Origin of the sequence: Citrobacter sp. C6_1, assembly GCF_014596835.2 — a bacterium.
Taxonomy (GTDB): domain Bacteria; phylum Pseudomonadota; class Gammaproteobacteria; order Enterobacterales; family Enterobacteriaceae; genus Citrobacter; species Citrobacter pasteurii.
In genome coordinates this window covers 237,355-251,686 of record NZ_CP115031.1, presented here as the reverse complement: position 1 = coordinate 251,686, position 14,332 = coordinate 237,355, and the positions used below count along the sequence as shown (strand labels likewise).

The window sequence follows — 14,332 nt, the reverse complement described above, 5'->3', positions numbered from 1 at the left end:
GATGATCTACATTTCTGCCGTTGGCATGATTAACGCGTTAGGCAATAACACCGATGAAATCGCCGCCAACCTCACACGTGGCATCGCGCCGGGAATGCGTCCGCGCGCGAACTGGCTGCAAGGACACCCACCCGCCGTATTAGCAGGCGTTGACGGTGATCTACCCGCGATCCCTCAGCAATTTAGCGCACATCGTTCGCGCAATAACCAGCTACTGCTGGCAGCACTGGCACAAATCCAGCCACAGGTGGATGACGCTATCGCCCGGTTTGGTCGCGATCGTATTGCTGTCGTTCTCGGCACCAGCACCTCCGGTCTGGATGAAGGTGACGTTCACGTTGATCTGATGCTCAACGACAAAGAGAGCACCGACTGGCGCTACCCGCAGCAGGAACTGGGCGATCCGTCGCGTTTTCTTAGCCACTGGCTGGCGCTGGATGGCCCGGCCTTTACGCTCTCAACCGCCTGCTCGTCCAGTGCACGGGCTATCATGAGCGGGCGTCGCTTAATCGAATCTGGTCTGGTGGATATTGCCATTGTCGGCGGTGCCGATACGCTAAGTCGGATGCCCATCAACGGTTTCCACAGTCTGGAATCGCTCTCCCCAACGCGATGTCAGCCGTTTGGCCGCGACCGCAATGGGATCACCATCGGCGAAGGCGCCGCATTGATGGTATTAACCCGCGAGCCACAGCCCATTGCGCTGCTGGGCGTCGGCGAATCCAGCGATGCATACCATATTTCGGCTCCCCATCCGCAGGGAGAAGGTGCCATTCGCGCCATAGGCCAGGCGCTTAACGACGCAGGAATGACACCGGAACACGTGGGCTATATCAATCTGCACGGAACGGCCACTCCGCTAAACGATCAGATTGAGTCCAACGTCGTAAGCACGCTATTTGGCGACACGGTCCCATGCAGTTCAACCAAACACCTGACCGGGCACACGCTGGGCGCGGCGGGGATCACCGAAGCAGCAATCAGTATGCTGATTCTGCAACGCAACCTGCCCCTGCCACCGCAGGATTTTAGCCAGTCGCCGCGCGATGAAACATTGCCACCCTGCGGCATCATTGAACAGCCGCAGCCGCTGACTCGCCCGGTAATCTTATCTAACTCGTTCGCCTTCGGAGGTAATAATGCCAGCATCCTGCTCGGGAGAATCTCATGAGCCACTATTTATCACCGGGCGACTATTTACCGCATGACGCGCCGATGCTACTCCTTGAAGAGGTCGTCAGTGTGGCGGACGAAACCGCCACCTGCCACGTAACAGTATCGGCAAACAGCGTACTGGCTCCTTTCCTCGACCCCGATGGCAATCTGCCCGGCTGGTTCGCACTGGAATTAATGGCGCAGACCATTGGCGTCTGGTCTGGTTGGCACCGCCAGCAACAAGGTCAGGCGAGTATTGCATTAGGTATGGTGCTGGGCGCACGCGAGTTAGTCTGTGCTGCGGGTGTTCTGCCTGCCGGGAAGAGGCTGAGCATTCATGTCAAATTGCTGATGCAGGATGCACGATTCGGTAGCTTTGAATGCGTCATTCAGGCAGACAACACGACGCTGGCAACCGGTCGCGTCAACACCTTCCAGCCGACAACAGAAGAAATTAACACGCTATTTCAACAAGGAGCGTCCACATGAGTCGTTCAGTTTTAGTTACGGGTGCCAGCAAAGGTATCGGTCGCGCCATCGCCAGACAACTGGCGGCAGATGGCTTTGTGGTCGGCGTGCACTATCATCGCGATACGCAAGGTGCACAAGACACGCTGGAGGCTATCCTCGCCGCTGGCGGCGCAGGGCGTCTGTTGACATTTGACGTTGCCAATCGCGAGCAATGCCGTGAAGTACTGGAGCACGATATTGAGATTAACGGCGCATGGTACGGCATTGTCAGCAACGCCGGAGTGACGCGTGATGCCGCCTTCCCTGCGCTCAGCGATAACGACTGGGATGCGGTGATCCACACTAACCTCGACAGCTTTTACAACGTCATTCATCCGTGCATTATGCCGATGATTAGCGCACGCCAGGGGGGGCGTATCATCACACTGTCTTCAGTATCCGGCGTGATGGGCAACCGCGGTCAGGTTAATTACAGTGCAGCAAAAGCCGGTATTATTGGTGCCACCAAAGCGCTGGCCATCGAACTGGCAAAACGCAAAATTACCGTAAACTGCATTGCACCAGGGCTGATTGATACCGGGATGATCGAGATGGAAGAAGCCGCATTGAAAGAGGCGATGTCGATGATCCCCATGAAACGGATAGGTCAGGCTGAAGAAGTGGCCGGGCTTGCCAGTTATTTAATGTCGGATGTGGCGGGCTATGTCACTCGCCAGGTGATTTCCATCAATGGAGGGATGTTATGACACGTCGTGTCGTGATTACAGGCATGGGCGGCGTCACCGCCTTTGGGGAAAACTGGCAGGATGTCTCCGCCAGGCTATTGGCGTATGAAAATGCGGTACGCAAAATGCCGGAGTGGCAGGTTTATGACGGACTGCACACGCTGTTGGGTGCGCCGATCGACAACTTCACTCTGCCGGAACACTATACCCGCAAGCGCATTCGCGCCATGGGTCGCGTGTCGCTGATGTCCACTCGCGCATCGGAACTGGCGTTAGAACAGGCCGGACTGATTGGCGATCGGGTACTGACCAACGGTGAAACCGGAATAGCATACGGTTCCTCCACAGGCAGCACCGGGCCGGTGAGTGAGTTCGCGACCATGCTGACCGAGAAGCACACCAATAACATCACCGGCACGACCTACGTGCAAATGATGCCGCACACCACGGCTGTTAACACCGGATTGTTTTTCGGCCTGCGTGGGCGAGTCATCCCGACATCCAGCGCCTGCACCTCCGGTAGCCAGGCAATTGGTTACGCATGGGAAGCCATCCGACACGGTTATCAAACGGTGATGGTTGCCGGCGGTGCAGAAGAACTGTGCCCTTCCGAAGCCGCCGTATTTGATACGCTGTTCGCCACCAGCCAGCGCAACGACGAACCGAAAACCACCCCCTCCCCATTCGATGAAAAACGCGATGGTCTGGTCATCGGGGAAGGTGCTGGTACGCTGGTGCTGGAAGAGTTGGAACACGCTAAAGCGCGCGGAGCAACGATTTACGGTGAAATCGTCGGCTTTGCCACTAACTGCGATGCTGCCCATATCACCCAGCCACAGCGTGAGACAATGCAGATTTGCATGGAAAAATCGCTGAGCATGGCCGGTATTAGCAGCCGGGATATCGGCTATATTTCAGCGCACGGTACCGCAACCGATCGTGGCGATATTGCAGAAAGTCAGGCGACTGCCGCAATTTATGGTGATAATGTGCCGCTATCCTCGCTTAAAAGCTATTTTGGGCATACCCTTGGCGCTTGTGGCGCACTTGAGGCCTGGATGAGTCTGCAAATGATGCGTGAAGGCTGGTTTGCGCCTACGCTGAATTTGAGTCAGCCAGATGCCAATTGTGGCGCGCTGGATTACATTATGGGTGAAGCCCGCAAGATTGATTGCGAGTTTTTGCAGAGCAATAACTTTGCGTTTGGCGGCATCAATACTTCTATCATCATCAAACGTTGGCCGTGATATGTACCGGATCGTTCTAGGGAAAGTTTCTGATTTAAGCACCGGCGTGCTGCCTGATGCGCTCTATGAGCAGGCACCGCAGGGCGCACGCCGCGCACGCTGGCTGGCGGGCCGCGTGCTGCTTTCCCATGTCCTTTCGCCATTGCCTGATATCGTCTACGGCGAGCAAGGAAAACCGGCCTTTTCGGCCGACACGCCGCTGTGGTTCAATCTTAGCCACAGCGGTGATGACATTGCTCTGCTGCTTAGCGACGAAGGGGAAGTGGGCTGCGATATTGAAGTCGTGCGCCCGCGCGAAAACTGGAAGACGCTGGCGAATACGGTGTTCAGTCTTAGGGAGCATGCCGAAATCGAAGCAGAACATCCGGACCACCAACTGGCGGCTTTCTGGCGCATCTGGACGCGCAAAGAAGCCATCGTTAAGCAGCGTGGCGGCAGCGCCTGGCAAATTGTCAGCATCGATAGCACTACGCTGACATCCTCGCTCTCCGTTAGCCAGTGCCAGCTCGAAACCCTGAGTCTGGCCGTGTGCACGCCAACGCCATTTACCCTGACAGCCGACGCCGTGCAGAGGCTGTAACTCCCGCATTCCCTGTGCGCCGACGCGCGACATGAAAGGTTAACTGCAGATGCAACGAGTCACCATTACTCTCGATGACGATTTACTGGAAACGCTGGATAGCCTGAGCCAGCGCCGTGGTTACAACAATCGTTCTGAAGCGATTCGCGATATTTTGCGTGGTGCGCTGGCGCAGGAAACGACCCAGGAACATGGCACTCAGGGCTTCGCGGTACTCTCATATGTTTATGAACATGAGAAGCGTGATTTGGCCAGTCGCATTGTTTCGACGCAGCACCATCACCATGATTTGTCGGTCGCTACGCTACACGTTCACATCAACCATGACGACTGCCTGGAAATCGCCGTTCTGAAAGGCGATATGGGCGATGTTCAGCATTTTGCCGATGATGTGATTTCCCAGCGCGGGGTGCGCCACGGTCATTTGCAGTGCCTGCCAAAAGAAGAGTAATTACCTTATTCGTTGCCGGGGGCGCTTCGCTTGCCCGGCCTACACCCGTTCTCGTTTGTAGGCCGGATAAGGCGCCGCCGCCATCCGGCAATAATATTCACGCCATCGTGCCAATCGTCTTGCGAAAGCGTAACAGCGCTATCAGGAAAAACGCACCGCCAATCGCCAGTAGCGTCAGGAACTGCGGCCAGACGATACTGAACCCAGCCCCACGATAAAGAATCGCCTGCGCCAGGCTGACAAAGTGGGTGGTCGGCATGGTTAGCATGATGTCCTGCACCGCCTGCGGCATACTTTCACGCGGCGTAGAGCCGCCGGAGAGCATCTGTAACGGCAGCAACACCAGAATCATCAGCAGTCCCAACTGCGGCATGGAGCGCGCCAGCGTGCCCATAAAAATACCGATCGAGGTGGTCGCGAACAAGCTCAGCGCCACGCCCAGCATAAACAGCGGTATCGAACCTTCAATGGGTACGCCGAGCACGCCTTTTACCATCAACATCAACGACAGGCCAGAAACCACCAGCACCACCAGCCCCATCGACCAGATTTTTGCCATCATGATCTCAAATGGCGTTACCGGCATGACCAGCAGATGTTCTATCGTCCCGTGCTCACGCTCGCGGATCAGCGCCGAGCCGGTGAGCACAATCGCCAGCATGGTGATGTTGTTGATAATCGCCATCACCGCGCCAAAGCGGGCGGGTTCCAGATTGGGGTTAAAACGCATGCGCATTTCCAGCGCCACCGGCGGCTCGCTGTTGTCACGGTAACGCGCCACAAAGCTGTTCACCTCGCCGCTGATGATATTCTGAATATAGCTGTTGCCGGTAAAGGCCTGGCTCATCCGCGTGGCATCGACGTTAACCTGAATATCCGGCTGCCGCCCGGCCAGCACATCACGCTGAAAATCAGGCGGAATATTCACAGCAAAGGTATAGCGTCCGGCATCCAGCCCGGCATCCATCTCATCGGCGGTGATCATCTCCGGCGGTAAAAACCACGGGCGATAAAAGCTGTTCACAATGCGATTCGACAACTGCGACTGATCCATATCGGCGATGGCTATCGGTGCCAGGTGCAGCGAACCTGGGAGCACGGTGGCGGAAGAGTAAACCGAAATCGTGAAGGCGAAGACGATCAGCGTCAGCATCGCTTTATCACCCAGCAGGCTGCGTAGCTCTTTGATGCCGAGGTTATAAATATTACGTAGTCGGCGCATCACCCCTCCTGTTTTTTCAGCAGTAATACGCTCAGACCAATCACCACCGGAATGGCTACCGCCAGCGGCATAAACAGCTGCCAGAGATCCGTCAGATCCAGCGCTTTAGAGAACGTCCCGCGCGCAATGGTCAGAAAATGGCTGGTCGGGTAAATTTCGCCAATCCAGCGTCCAGGCCCTTCGAGCGAGGCGACCGGGTCGATCATCCCGGAAAACTGCGTTGCCGGGATCAGCGTGATAATCGCGGTACCAAAAATGGCGGCGATCTGGCTTTTCATAAACGTGGAGATTAACAACCCCAGTCCGGTGGCAATGGTGACGTACAGCAGCGCGGCCAGCGTCAGAGTCATAAAGCTGCCCTTATGCGGGACGCCGAACACAAACACCGACAGCGCGCACAGCAGCAGGAAGTTCAGCATGCCCAGTACGATATAAGGCAACTGTTTGCCGAGCAAAAACTCACTGCGGGTGGTGGGTGTAACGTACAGGTTGATAATCGATCCCAGCTCTTTTTCGCGCACCACGCTGAGGGCACTGAGCATGGAAGGGATCATCATCAGCAGCAGCGGGATCACTGCCGGAACAATCGCCGGCAGGCTCTTCACATCCGGGTTGTAACGATAGCGAGTTTCAATGGTCATCAGCCCGTTTTGCCCACTGGCATTGGGTTGATGCGCCATCACGTCCTGTAGCCAGGTCTGGTGCATCGCCTGTACGTAACCCCTTACCGTTTCGGCCCGGCTCGGCATTGCGCCATCGACCCAGACGCCAATCTTCACCGGCGTGCCACGCGCGATATCGCGGCCAAAGTTTGGCGGGATCTCTATTGCTACCGCCACTTCGCCCGAACGCATCCGTTTGTCCAGCTCGTCATAACTGGTGAGCGGCGGCTGTTCGATAAAATAGCGCGATCCCGCCAGATTCAGCGTCCACGCCTGGCTACTGACGGTCTGGTCACGATCGAGCACCGAAAAACGCAGGTTTTCCACATCCATGCTGATGCCATAACCCATGATCAGCATCAGGATCACTGTGCCCATCAGCGCCAGCGTTGAACGAACCGGGTCACGTCGCAGCTCCAGCGCTTCACGGCGGCTGTAGCTGAACAAGCGCCGCAGGCTAAAGCCCTGCCGCGGCGGCTGACTGTTTTCATGCACTGCCGGGACATTGGCTGGCGCTAACTGAGCTTCCGGCGCCGGGCCTGCCGCTTCCTGTAACCAGGAGATAAACGCCTCTTCCAGACTGGCGGCACCACGCTGTTTCACCAGCTCCTGCGGTGTGCCGCTGGCGAGTACTTTTCCGGCGTGCATCAGCGACATCCGGTCGCAGCGCTCCGCTTCGTTCATAAAGTGGGTAGAGATAAAAATGGTCACTTTGTCCTGCCGCGACAGATCGACCATCAGTTGCCAGAACATGTCCCTCGCCACCGGATCGACCCCGGAGGTCGGCTCATCAAGAATCAACATTTCCGGGCGATGGATCACTGCCACCGCCAGCGACAGGCGTTGACGGATCCCCAACGGCAGCGCGCCGGGCAACGCGTCTTCGACATCGGTCAGCGAAAAGCGCTCGCTCATCTCTTGTACCCGCCCTGAGATTTCTGCCTCGGGGATATGAAACAGTCGCGCGTGTAGCTCAAGGTTTTGCCGCACGGTCAACTCGCTATAGAGCGAAAACGCCTGCGACATATAGCCTACCCGACGGCGGGTATCGATATTCTTCGGGTCAACCGCTTGCCCAAACAGCCACGCCTCACCTTCGCTTGCGGGCAGCAGCCCGGTGAGCATCTTCATGGTGGTGGATTTACCGCAGCCGTTGGAGCCGAGAAAACCGAAGATTTCCCCGCGCGGAATACGAAAGTTAACGTGGTCAACGGCGACAAACTTGCCGAAGCGCATGGTCAGATCTTTCGCTTCAATAGCAATTTCTTCCTGCTCAGCGTGATACGGCGGGATCACCACCGGCTTATGCGCCTGACGCTGCGCTTCAGGTAGCAGCGCGATAAACGCCTGCTCCAGCGTGGCGCTGTTGGTTTGTTCGCGTAGCTGCTGGGCGCTCCCAGTGGCTAACACCTCCCCGGCGTTCATCGCTACCAGCCAGTCAAAGCGCTCGGCTTCTTCCATGTAGGCGGTGGCGACCAGCACGCTCATATTGGTCTGACGCTGGCGAATGCTGTTAATCAGATCCCAGAACTGGGCACGTGACAGCGGGTCTACCCCGGTGGTGGGTTCATCGAGAATTAACAGTTCCGGGTCGTGGATTAACGCGCAGCACAGCCCCAGCTTTTGCTTCATCCCACCCGAGAGTTTCCCGGCAGGACGATCGCGAAACGGCGCCAGTCCGGTGCTGTTCAGCAGCTCGGTAATCCGCGCTTCACGCTCCGCTTTGTCATGGCCAAACAACCGGGCAAAGAAATCGACGTTCTCATACACCGACAGCGTATGGTACAGGTTTTTCCCTAACCCCTGCGGCATCCAGGCAATGCGTGGACAGACATCCCGGCGATGTTTCGGGTCGCGCATATCGCCACCCAGCACCATCACGTTGCCGTGTTCAATGACTCGCGCGCCGGAGATGAGCGACAGCAGGCTCGATTTTCCGACGCCATCCGGACCAATCAGCCCCACCATGCAGCGGGCGGGGATATCCAGCGTGATATTGTTCAGCGCGACCGTTGTCCCGTAATGCTGACTCACGCCGTCAAGGTGCGCCACGGGAGGAACGGGAACCAGCGCCAGATGCGTCATTGCGGCAACCTCACCACCAGGTCGTCAGGCCAGGGGCGATTTTCATCAACACGCACCCAGGCCATGCCCGGCAGACCGGTTTTCACGTACTCCAGGTGCTGCTGTAACAGCTCCGGCGGGATACGCGCTTTCACGCGGAACATCAGTTTTAGCCGCTCATCACTGGTTTCAACCGTTTTCGGCGTGAACTGCGCCACGCTGGCGACAAAGCTGATGGTCGCAGGAATACGCAGATCCGGCGCGGCATCCAGCACCAGTCGCGCTTCACCGCCAATCTTCAGCAGGCCAGCCTGTTCGGTCGGCAAGAAGAATGTCATGTAGACATCGCTGAGATCGACCATATTCAGCACGCGCCCGCCTGCTGACAGCACTTCGCCCGGTTCAGCCACGCGGTACTGCACGCGACCATCGCGCGGGGCTTTAAGCTCGCTGTCATCGATATCTGCCGCAATGCGTCGTTCGGTAGCCTGTGCGGCTTCGACCCGGGTTTGCGCCTGAATGATGCTGGTACGGGCGGCTTCAATCGCCGCTTTCGCGGCAGAGACCTGCGCCTTTGCCGATTCCAGCGCAGCACGCGCACTTTCAGCGGCGGCCCTGTCGTCATCCAGTTGTTGCTCAGATACCGCACCACGCAGGGACAGTGAACGGGAGCGTACGTGGCGTTTAGAGACCGACTGCAACTCTGCTTCACGCTGTTTTACCACCGACTGTGCGGCGCGCATTTCGCTTTGCCGTTGTTCCAGCAACGCCCGTGCCGCCGCAACCGCACTTTCCGCTTCTTTGATTTGCGCGACCGCTTCCAGCCGCTGCTCGTGCAGCACGCGGGTATCCATTTTCGCCAGCACCTCGCCCTGACGAACGAACTGCCCTTCCGACACGAGGATCGTATCAATACGTCCGGCAATTTTGGTGGCAATATCCACTTCAGTGGCTTCAATTCTGCCGTTGCTGGCGGCAAACCCTTCCGGTATCCCCGCAGGACGCAACATCCACCATGCTATTGCAGCAACCACCACCACAATACCCGCGCCCCACCACACCAGATGACGCTTAATCTTATCCATATTCGACCCGCCGTAATCCCTGTTATCAAACGATGCGTGTCACAAAACCCACTGAACTGCTATTCAGTGAGAGATTCCATCCGGGATGAGAAGGAATGAGAAATAATGGCCAAAGAGCGGACAAGCGTTAAGGCAACGCATACCGCGAAGGAAGTGAGTGACGAAAATGCTGTGAAATCGGGTAGTAATGTTGTCATCATCAGCGTTCCTGGCCGGAAATGAAACACGCATACTCATAACTGCTGTCTATTGAATACTAACACCTGGTTTCGATATGTCTATTCGGTTGTCGTTTCCAGTTCAGCCCTGGCACAAGAAATATTTCGTATATCAACGATTGATAAACAATCGCAACTATAAACATAATCAATGATTAGGCATCCCTATAATAGCGGCTCATTTACCGATCTCGTTATGGCGAGGCTCCTGTACAAATACAAGTTACCGCCCTGCTGGTATCGAGAGAGACCACTCAGGGAAATACAGGCATCCATCGAATCAAGGTGTTGCCAAGGTAACTTCTGACGATTTCACCATCGGACAGATACGTTGTTCAGTGCTAAAACCAGGACGTAGGGATCTGCCTGTGCTAACCCTGTCTTGTTCGCCCCTATGAGAGATTTTTATAGGGAATTACACCATGTCATCTATGCCACTCTGCGCCGCTCATCATCCTATGCCGGATTTCAATGGCGACGCTATCGCCCAATATATGCGCACCGATTTTATTACTCTGCCGGACCATCTCAGCGTTAACGGCGCTCGCGAGTACTTTGTCTCCCAACTCAAAACGGATGACATCCCAGGCCAGGTCTTTGTTGTGGCTGGAAAAGCGCTGCGCGGGGTGTTATCCATCAAGCGCTTATTGCAGGAAAAAGATACGTCGCTGAACATCAACCATCTTACGGACAGCTGTTTATTTCATGTAAAGCCTGATGATGAACGGGCGCAGGTCGTTGCCGAGTTAGCCGAACGCGAAGTCGATCTGGTTGCTGTCGTTGAGAGAGGTGAGCTGGTCGGTTGTCTGATGGAAAAAGAGATCGCTCATCTACAGGAAGATGATGTTACCGAAGACGTTCAGCTTCAGGGCGCCACGCTACCGCTGGAAAAACCCTATCTGGAAATTAGTCCGTGGACATTGTGGAAAAAGCGTTCGGTCTGGCTCCTGCTGCTGTTTGTCGCAGAAGCCTATACCAGCAGCGTGCTTCAGCATTTTGAAGAGGCGCTGGAATCCGCAATTGCCCTGGCCTTTTTTATTCCGCTATTAATTGGTACTGGCGGCAACAGCGGTACGCAGATCACTTCGACGCTGGTACGTTCAATGGCGCTGGGAGAAGTGCGGCTGCGCGATATGGGCCGGGTGATCCGCAAAGAAGTTTCAACTTCGCTGCTGATCGCTCTGACGCTGGGCCTGGCAGGGTGCTTGCGCGCGTGGATGATGGGCATCGGCATGGAAATCACGCTGATCGTCAGCCTGACGCTGGTTTGCATTACATTGTGGAGCGCCGTGGTGTCATCAGTGATCCCCATGGTGCTTAAGCGTATCGGCATTGATCCCGCCGTGGTTTCAGCCCCGTTTATCGCCACGCTTATCGACGGTACCGGGTTAATTATCTACTTTAAAATCGCCCAGCACTTTCTTGGTCTGAACTAATGATAACGCCCGGCAGCTCAGGTTGTCGGGCGTCACAGTCAGGCTGGCGCTAAATCTTGCGCACACGCCCAGGCGCTCGACCACGCCCACTGGAAGTTATACCCACCCAACCAGCCGGTGACATCCATCACTTCACCAATAAAGTACAGCCCTGGCACTTTGCGGGCTTCCATCGTGCGCGAAGACAGTTCGTTGGTATCCACGCCACCCAGCGTGACTTCCGCTGTGCGATACCCTTCGGTACCGTTCGGCTGCACCCGCCATTCAGTGAGCGTCTCCACCAGCGTTTGCTGATCGCGCACGTTAAGTTGTTTCAGCGTCGCATCCGGGATTTGCCCTAATTGCTGCAGGCATTCCACCAGACGTTTCGGTAACTGCATCGCTAACGTGTTCTTTAAGCTCTGATTTGGATGTGCGCTTCGTTGTTCGTCGAGAAAGCTCGCAAGGTCAACATCCGGCAACAAATTAATGCTGACAAATTCGCCGGGCTGCCAAAAACTGGAAATTTGCAAAACGGCCGGGCCTGAAAGCCCACGGTGCGTAAAGAGCAGGTTTTCACGAAATACGGTGCCGTCTTCAGCGGTGATAACGGAAGGAACAGACACGCCTGAGAGCACCTGAAGCTGCTCCAGCAATGGCTTATGCAACGTAAAGGGCACCAGGCCTGCGCGCGTCGGCAACACCTTCAGTCCAAACTGTTCGGCAATTTTATAACCAAACGGCGTTGCCCCCAGACCCGGCATGGAAAGCCCACCGGAGGCAATAACCAATTTTTTCGCACCGACCGTCATCCCGTTCAGTTCCAGAATGAAGCCATCATCATCCTGTGCGACGCTCAGGACTTCGCTACGTAACCGCATCGTAACGTTACCTTTTTCGCACTCGGCAACCAGCATATCGACGATTTGTTGGGCCGAATCATCGCAGAACAGCTGACCGAGCGTTTTTTCGTGCCAGGCAATGCCGTGTTTACCCACCAGATCAATAAAGTCCCACTGCGTATAGCGAGCCAGCGCCGATTTGCAAAAATGCGGGTTTTGACTCAAATATGCAGCCGGTTCCACATAAAGATTGGTAAAGTTACAACGACCTCCGCCGGACATGAGGATCTTACGTCCAGGCTTTTTACCATTATCAATCAGCAGTACTTGACTGCCTGCTTGCCCTGCCTGCGCGGCGCAGAACATACCCGCTGCGCCAGCGCCTATAATAACGGTATCAAACCTTTCCACGTTGCGATCCTCTCTAAAAAGCGGGCGTGAATTGTAAAGATTCCTCAGTGGTCGCACCAGCACCAAACTATCAATAATAGGTATTTATATGAATTCTATAGGATAATTCTTTAGTGGTGTAAAACAAAGCAGGAGACAAATCAAAAAAACTCTATATTTCACTTTGCCCGCGCCGCCAAAGTCACTGATAATGCGCCGCGTTCATGTCCTCAAAATGGCGTAACGTCCTATGCTACATTTGTTTGCTGGCCTGGATTTACATACCGGGCTTTTATTATTGCTTGCTCTGGCTTTTGTGCTGTTCTACGAAGCAATTAACGGCTTCCACGATACAGCCAATGCTGTCGCAACCGTGATCTATACCCGTGCAATGCGTTCGCAATTGGCGGTGGTCATGGCTGCGTTGTTCAACTTCTTTGGTGTTTTGCTGGGTGGTCTCAGCGTAGCTTATGCCATCGTGCATATGCTACCAACGGATCTGCTGCTCAACATGGGTTCTTCACATGGCCTCGCCATGGTGTTCTCTATGCTTCTGGCGGCAATTATCTGGAACCTCGGTACCTGGTACTTTGGTCTGCCTGCATCCAGCTCCCACACGCTGATTGGCGCGATCATCGGTATTGGTTTAACCAATGCGTTGATGAACGGGACTTCAGTGGTGGATGCACTTAACATCCCGAAAGTGCTCAATATTTTCGGTTCGCTGATCATTTCCCCTATTGTCGGTCTGGTGTTCGCTGGCGGTCTGATCTTCTTGCTGCGTCGTTACTGGAACGGCACCAAGAAGCGGGCGCGTATTCACCTGACTCCTGCAGAGCGTGAAAAGAAAGACGGTAAGAAAAAGCCGCCGTTCTGGACGCGTATCGCACTGATCCTCTCCGCTATCGGTGTGGCGTTCTCTCATGGCGCTAACGATGGGCAGAAAGGTATTGGTCTGGTAATGCTGGTACTGATTGGCGTAGCGCCTGCAGGCTTCGTGGTGAATATGAATGCTTCTGGTTACGAAATTACGCGTACCCGTGATGCTATCAATAACGTCGAAACCTACTTCCAGCAGCGTCCTGATTTGCTCAAACAGGCGACCGGCGTTGATCAGTTGGTTCCGTCTCCGACGGAAACGGCGACAACGACCCCAGCAGAGTTCCATTGTCACCCGGCAAATACCATCAACGCGCTTGAGCGTGCAAAAGGTATGCTGGCGAACCTGGAAACCTACGACAAGTTAAGCGTTGATCAGCGTAGCCAGCTGCGTCGCATTATGCTGTGCATTTCTGATACGACCGATAAAGTCGTGAAACTGCCTGGCGTAAGCAGCGACGATCAGCGACTGCTGAAGAAACTGAAAACCGACATGCTGAGCACCATTGAGTATGCACCCGTCTGGATTATCATGGCTGTTGCTCTGGCTCTGGGCTGCGGTACGATGATTGGCTGGCGTCGCGTGGCGACCACTATCGGTGAGAAAATCGGTAAGAAAGGCATGACCTATGCTCAGGGGATGTCGGCACAGATGACTGCCGCAGTCTCTATCGGTCTCGCCAGTTACACCGGTATGCCTGTTTCCACCACGCACGTTCTCTCCTCTTCTGTTGCAGGGACGATGGTTGTTGACGGTGGCGGTTTGCAGCGTAAAACGGTAACCAGCATTCTGATGGCCTGGGTCTTCACCCTGCCAGCAGCGATTATCCTTTCCGGGGTGCTGTACTGGCTATCCCTGAAGCTAATCTAAGCGCATGCACAGTAAAAAAGCGGGTCAGCAAACTGACCCGCTTTTTTTGTATCTG

The 14,332-nt window shown here is 55.3% G+C and carries 12 protein-coding genes and 1 riboswitch; of the genes, 8 read left to right on the top strand and 4 right to left on the bottom strand.

The genetic code is table 11. The features are described from left to right. Window position 1: 1 nt before the first annotated feature. Genes IB196_RS01210 through nikR form a run of 6 tightly spaced genes read left to right on the top strand, consistent with a single transcriptional unit; the run spans window position 2 to window position 4,629 of the window. Window positions 2-1,171 (top strand): beta-ketoacyl-[acyl-carrier-protein] synthase family protein, encoded by a 1,170-nt coding sequence (locus IB196_RS01210; RefSeq protein ID WP_005121557.1) that lies wholly within the window; start codon window positions 2-4, stop codon window positions 1,169-1,171. Continuing rightward, complete coding sequence (locus IB196_RS01205; RefSeq protein WP_040231676.1) at window positions 1,168-1,644, top strand: 3-hydroxy-fatty acyl-ACP dehydratase; 477 nt, start codon at window positions 1,168-1,170, stop codon at window positions 1,642-1,644. The genes IB196_RS01210 and IB196_RS01205 overlap by 4 nt, the downstream gene beginning before the upstream one ends. Then, window positions 1,641-2,372: a 3-ketoacyl-ACP reductase FabG2 gene (locus tag IB196_RS01200; RefSeq protein ID WP_155021690.1), complete on the top strand. Its 732-nt coding sequence runs from the start codon at window positions 1,641-1,643 to the stop codon at window positions 2,370-2,372. The genes IB196_RS01205 and IB196_RS01200 overlap by 4 nt, the downstream gene beginning before the upstream one ends. Next, entirely contained in the window at window positions 2,369-3,598 is a 1,230-nt protein-coding gene (locus tag IB196_RS01195; protein ID WP_005121552.1) for a beta-ketoacyl-ACP synthase, read from the top strand. The genes IB196_RS01200 and IB196_RS01195 overlap by 4 nt, the downstream gene beginning before the upstream one ends. Window position 3,599: 1 nt before the next feature. Next, entirely contained in the window at window positions 3,600-4,178 is a 579-nt protein-coding gene (gene acpT, locus IB196_RS01190; RefSeq protein ID WP_040231672.1) for a 4'-phosphopantetheinyl transferase AcpT, read from the top strand. A 49-nt stretch (window positions 4,179-4,227) separates the two neighbouring features. Beyond that, window positions 4,228-4,629 (top strand): nickel-responsive transcriptional regulator NikR, encoded by a 402-nt coding sequence (nikR, locus tag IB196_RS01185; protein WP_005121550.1) that lies wholly within the window; start codon window positions 4,228-4,230, stop codon window positions 4,627-4,629. Window positions 4,630-4,726: 97 nt separating this feature from the next. Here nikR and IB196_RS01180 read toward each other — a convergent pair whose 3' ends face one another. The 3 genes from IB196_RS01180 to IB196_RS01170 are packed head-to-tail and all read right to left on the bottom strand — an operon-like array spanning window position 4,727 to window position 9,662. Then, window positions 4,727-5,851, bottom strand: a complete 1,125-nt coding sequence (locus IB196_RS01180) for an ABC transporter permease (protein WP_005121549.1) — start codon at window positions 5,849-5,851, stop codon at window positions 4,727-4,729. After that, on the bottom strand, window positions 5,851-8,598 hold the full coding sequence (gene rbbA, locus IB196_RS01175; RefSeq protein ID WP_005121548.1) for a ribosome-associated ATPase/putative transporter RbbA: 2,748 nt from the start codon (window positions 8,596-8,598) through the stop codon (window positions 5,851-5,853). The genes IB196_RS01180 and rbbA overlap by 1 nt, the downstream gene beginning before the upstream one ends. Then, window positions 8,595-9,662, bottom strand: a complete 1,068-nt coding sequence (locus tag IB196_RS01170; protein ID WP_005121547.1) for an HlyD family efflux transporter periplasmic adaptor subunit — start codon at window positions 9,660-9,662, stop codon at window positions 8,595-8,597. Before IB196_RS01170 ends, rbbA begins: the two co-directional genes overlap by 4 nt. Before the next feature lie 401 nt (window positions 9,663-10,063). After that, window positions 10,064-10,247, top strand: a riboswitch (M-box (ykoK) riboswitch). Between the two features lie 55 nt (window positions 10,248-10,302). Here IB196_RS01170 and IB196_RS01165 point away from each other — a divergent pair. Beyond that, on the top strand, window positions 10,303-11,316 hold the full coding sequence (locus IB196_RS01165; protein ID WP_040231669.1) for a magnesium transporter: 1,014 nt from the start codon (window positions 10,303-10,305) through the stop codon (window positions 11,314-11,316). A gap of 38 nt (window positions 11,317-11,354) precedes the next feature. Here the strand turns inward: IB196_RS01165 and IB196_RS01160 are convergent, their stop codons facing one another. Beyond that, complete coding sequence (locus tag IB196_RS01160; RefSeq protein WP_182289677.1) at window positions 11,355-12,548, bottom strand: NAD(P)/FAD-dependent oxidoreductase; 1,194 nt, start codon at window positions 12,546-12,548, stop codon at window positions 11,355-11,357. Between the two features lie 229 nt (window positions 12,549-12,777). On the opposite strand from IB196_RS01160, the gene pitA reads away from it, so the two are divergent. Continuing rightward, complete coding sequence (pitA, locus tag IB196_RS01155) at window positions 12,778-14,277, top strand: inorganic phosphate transporter PitA (protein ID WP_005121542.1); 1,500 nt, start codon at window positions 12,778-12,780, stop codon at window positions 14,275-14,277. Window positions 14,278-14,332 lie beyond the last annotated feature (55 nt).

Excerpts from the sequence above, each read along its gene's own strand:
- pitA (WP_005121542.1), top strand. The coding sequence starts at position 12,778 with ATGCTACATTTGTTTGCTGGCCTGGATTTACATACCGGGCTTTTATTA.
- nikR (WP_005121550.1), top strand. The coding sequence starts at position 4,228 with ATGCAACGAGTCACCATTACTCTCGATGACGATTTACTGGAAACGCTG.
- IB196_RS01180 (WP_005121549.1), bottom strand. The coding sequence starts at position 5,851 with ATGCGCCGACTACGTAATATTTATAACCTCGGCATCAAAGAGCTACGC.
- IB196_RS01170 (WP_005121547.1), bottom strand. The coding sequence starts at position 9,662 with ATGGATAAGATTAAGCGTCATCTGGTGTGGTGGGGCGCGGGTATTGTG.
- IB196_RS01210 (WP_005121557.1), top strand. The coding sequence starts at position 2 with ATGATCTACATTTCTGCCGTTGGCATGATTAACGCGTTAGGCAATAAC.
- IB196_RS01165 (WP_040231669.1), top strand. The coding sequence starts at position 10,303 with ATGTCATCTATGCCACTCTGCGCCGCTCATCATCCTATGCCGGATTTC.
- IB196_RS01195 (WP_005121552.1), top strand. The coding sequence starts at position 2,369 with ATGACACGTCGTGTCGTGATTACAGGCATGGGCGGCGTCACCGCCTTT.
- rbbA (WP_005121548.1), bottom strand. The coding sequence starts at position 8,598 with ATGACGCATCTGGCGCTGGTTCCCGTTCCTCCCGTGGCGCACCTTGAC.
- acpT (WP_040231672.1), top strand. The coding sequence starts at position 3,600 with ATGTACCGGATCGTTCTAGGGAAAGTTTCTGATTTAAGCACCGGCGTG.
- IB196_RS01205 (WP_040231676.1), top strand. The coding sequence starts at position 1,168 with ATGAGCCACTATTTATCACCGGGCGACTATTTACCGCATGACGCGCCG.
- IB196_RS01200 (WP_155021690.1), top strand. The coding sequence starts at position 1,641 with ATGAGTCGTTCAGTTTTAGTTACGGGTGCCAGCAAAGGTATCGGTCGC.